The organism is uncultured Boseongicola sp. (assembly GCF_937988555.1).
Taxonomy (GTDB): Bacteria; Pseudomonadota; Alphaproteobacteria; order Rhodobacterales; family Rhodobacteraceae; genus Boseongicola.
In genome coordinates this window covers 1-2,793 of sequence record NZ_CALJXO010000227.1, presented here as the reverse complement: position 1 = coordinate 2,793, position 2,793 = coordinate 1, and the positions used below count along the sequence as shown (strand labels likewise).

General features: G+C 57.5%; 4 protein-coding genes and 1 pseudogene. 4 read left to right on the top strand and 1 reads right to left on the bottom strand.

Translation table 11 applies throughout. From position 1 onward, the window contains the following. From rpsU to Q1B15_RS13980, 3 genes are all read left to right on the top strand, one after another. Nucleotides 1-156, top strand: a 156-nt coding sequence (rpsU, locus tag Q1B15_RS13990; protein WP_299754577.1) for a 30S ribosomal protein S21, incomplete at its 5' end; no start/stop codon positions are given. Between the two features lie 536 nt (nt 157-692). Further along, nucleotides 693-1,256: a hypothetical protein gene (locus Q1B15_RS13985; protein WP_299754573.1), complete on the top strand. Its 564-nt coding sequence runs from the start codon at nt 693-695 to the stop codon at nt 1,254-1,256. Further along, nucleotides 1,253-1,666, top strand: a complete 414-nt coding sequence (locus Q1B15_RS13980) for an OsmC family protein (RefSeq protein ID WP_299754571.1) — start codon at nt 1,253-1,255, stop codon at nt 1,664-1,666. The genes Q1B15_RS13985 and Q1B15_RS13980 overlap by 4 nt, the downstream gene beginning before the upstream one ends. A 3-nt stretch (nt 1,667-1,669) precedes the next feature. Here the strand turns inward: Q1B15_RS13980 and Q1B15_RS13975 are convergent, their stop codons facing one another. Continuing rightward, nucleotides 1,670-2,128 (bottom strand): Lrp/AsnC family transcriptional regulator, encoded by a 459-nt coding sequence (locus Q1B15_RS13975; RefSeq protein ID WP_299754575.1) that lies wholly within the window; start codon nt 2,126-2,128, stop codon nt 1,670-1,672. 138 nt (nt 2,129-2,266) lie between these two features. Here Q1B15_RS13975 and Q1B15_RS13970 point away from each other — a divergent pair. Beyond that, nucleotides 2,267-2,793, top strand: a pseudogene (locus Q1B15_RS13970) (alanine dehydrogenase); the annotation flags it as partial.

Sequence of the window (2,793 nt, the reverse complement as noted above, 5' to 3'; positions counted from 1 at the left end):
AAGAAAAAGCTGCAGCGTGAGGGCGTTTTCCGTGAAATGAAGCTTCGGCAACATTTCGAGAAACCGTCTGAAAAGCGCGTGCGCCAGAAGGCCGAGGCCATCCGGCGTGCCCGCAAGCTAGCCCGTAAAGCGGCACAGCGCGAGGGAATAGTCTGAGCGTTTCAGTTTAGCACTGGGCGGTTCTTCGGAACGGCCAATGACGACCCCCGCAGCTTTGCTTCGGGGGTTTGTTGTTTTTAGGGGGTGAGATTGGAAAACCAGTTCTCGCTTTCTGGACAGGGTCACTCGGATATTTTAGAGAATTGAAGACGGGGTCGACGCGCTTTCGGCCAGGGCCGAGTGCCTGGTCACCACATGAAGACAAACAGTGTTGCCCAAGCTGGCAGCACATCGGAGAACAGCGCCGTGGCGAGCAGAAATGATGATAACGCCGCAATCCAGAAACGGATGGGACGGTTTGCCAACAGAGAAGGCATGCCCGACGGCGCAGGCGACCGGCCGGCATTGAGGGATTATTCTGGTCGCATGAGGGGCCGGTCATCCACAAATGGCATCACTATCTACCGATCTACCTACCTATCTACGAGAGGTATGTTGCGCCGCTTCGGTGCGGGCTGGTCAGGCTTCTTGAAATTGACGTCTCTGCGGGAGGCCCGATGTCGCTTTGGGGGCGCTAATTTGGCTCGGAGGCTGTGATCTTTGGGGGCGATATTGATCCCAATTGTGCCGCAATGAACGGGTTAGACGGGCGGGTCCGGATCGGGTCGCGGGATGATCCCAAATTTCTCGAAGATGTGGTCGGGGAAATGGGTGGTATCGACATTGTGCTTGACGATGGAAGCCTCGTTTCGAAAAATATTCGGGCGTCCCTGAACGTCCTTTTCCCGCTGCTGAAAGACGGCGGCATCTATGCAATTGACGATCTTCACGCAACCTGCTGGTCCACGCATGAAGGCGGGTATCAAAAGCCGGACTCGTTCATCGGCGATATCCGACAGATGTATGATGACATGCACCATTGGTATCACACCAAAGGCCAAAAAATTGAGGCGACTTCGGGCAGTCTTGCAACGCTTCATTTGTACAAATCCGGCGCTGTTCTTGAAAAGCGACGTGGCCCACCGCCACGGCACGTCAAATTCGAAGCGCGGCATAAGGTCGGAGATCCCTCCGGCGATCCCCTATTTCTTGGTTTGCCCCGAACACCGTCGCAACGTAAATACCTCTCGAAAAGCTCACCGAGGCCAATCCTATGAAATCCACTATCACCTGGACAGATAATCGCACCTTTGAAGGCAAAACCGAGGACGGGTTTCGCGTGACCTTTGGGCAGGGTGCCGGCGATGGGCCGAAACCGGGGCCAAGTGCTATGGAGCTTGTGCTGATCGGCGCCGGGGGCTGTTCGGCATTTGATGTGGTGTCAGTCCTTGAGAAAGGGCGGCAGGACATTGACGATGTGATTGTGGAACTGGACGCGGATCGCGCCGGTGAGGTGCCGAGGGTGTTCACCCGCATTCACATGCATTTCGTCGTGAAGGGGCGGAATGTGTCGGAAGCGAAGGTCGCGCGGGCAATTGATCTGTCGGTCGACAAGTATTGCTCGGCCACGCGCATGCTTGAGAAGACAGCCACGGTGACCCACGATTTCGAGATCATCGAGGTTTGAGGCCTAGACCGGAAGCGCGGTTGTCTGGCGCACAGTTCTAAGCGCGAAAGACGAGTGCATCTGAGCGACTCCCGGAAGACGGGCAAGGTAACGGCGGTGGATGCGGGCGAAATCTTCAGTGTCTTGCGCCACGACTTTTAACAGGTAATCGGCGCTGCCGGCCATCAAGTGGCACTCAAGTACATCCGGAACCAGGCGTACCTCGCGCTCAAACGCGTCGAGGACTTCGTCGGCCTGCCCCGAAAGCGTGATTTCAACGAACACCACCGTGGGACGGCCAAGTTTGCGTGGATCAAGGAGGGCGACGTAGTCCCGGATAATCCCGGCCTCTTCCAGCCGTTGCACCCGGCGGTGACAAGCCGAGGCGGACAGATGGACCTCGTCGGAGAGGTCGGCGTTAGAAATGCGGCCCTTCCTTTGCAGGACCGTTAAGATACGGGCATCTGTCGCGTCTACTTCCATCATGGCGCATGATTCCATCGTGATTTGCTATATACATCGAAGACTCTGCCGATTTTACCGCAAACAGCCAGAGAAATCGGCGCGTTCTCTCCAGTGAATATGCGTCATATGAGGGGTGAGTGGAGAAGGACACACATCATGAAAATCGGTTGCCCAAAAGAGATCAAACCACAGGAATTTCGCGTTGGCATGACGCCGTCGACCGCTGGCGAGGCCGTGGCACATGGCCATGAAGTGGTCGTGCAGGCTGGTGGCGGCGGCGGTGCCGGATTTACCGACGACGATTACCGCGCCGTTGGCGCCGAGATCGTGGACACAGCAGAGCAAATTTTTGCCACCGCCGATATGATCGTGAAGGTCAAGGAACCACAGCCCGGCGAGCGCGCAATGCTGCGCGAGGGTCAGGTTTTGTTCACCTATCTGCACCTTGCGCCTGATCCGGCCCAGACCCGCGACCTGATTGCCAGCGGCGCGACCTGCATTGCCTACGAGACGGTGACCGACGCGCGTGGCGGATTGCCGTTGCTGGCACCCATGTCAGAAGTTGCCGGACGGCTTGCGCCTCAGGTTGGGGCATGGACGTTACAAAAGGCGAACGGTGGACGCGGTGTTTTGATGGGCGGCGTTCCCGGCGTTGGACCGGCGAATGTCGTGGTTATCGGCGG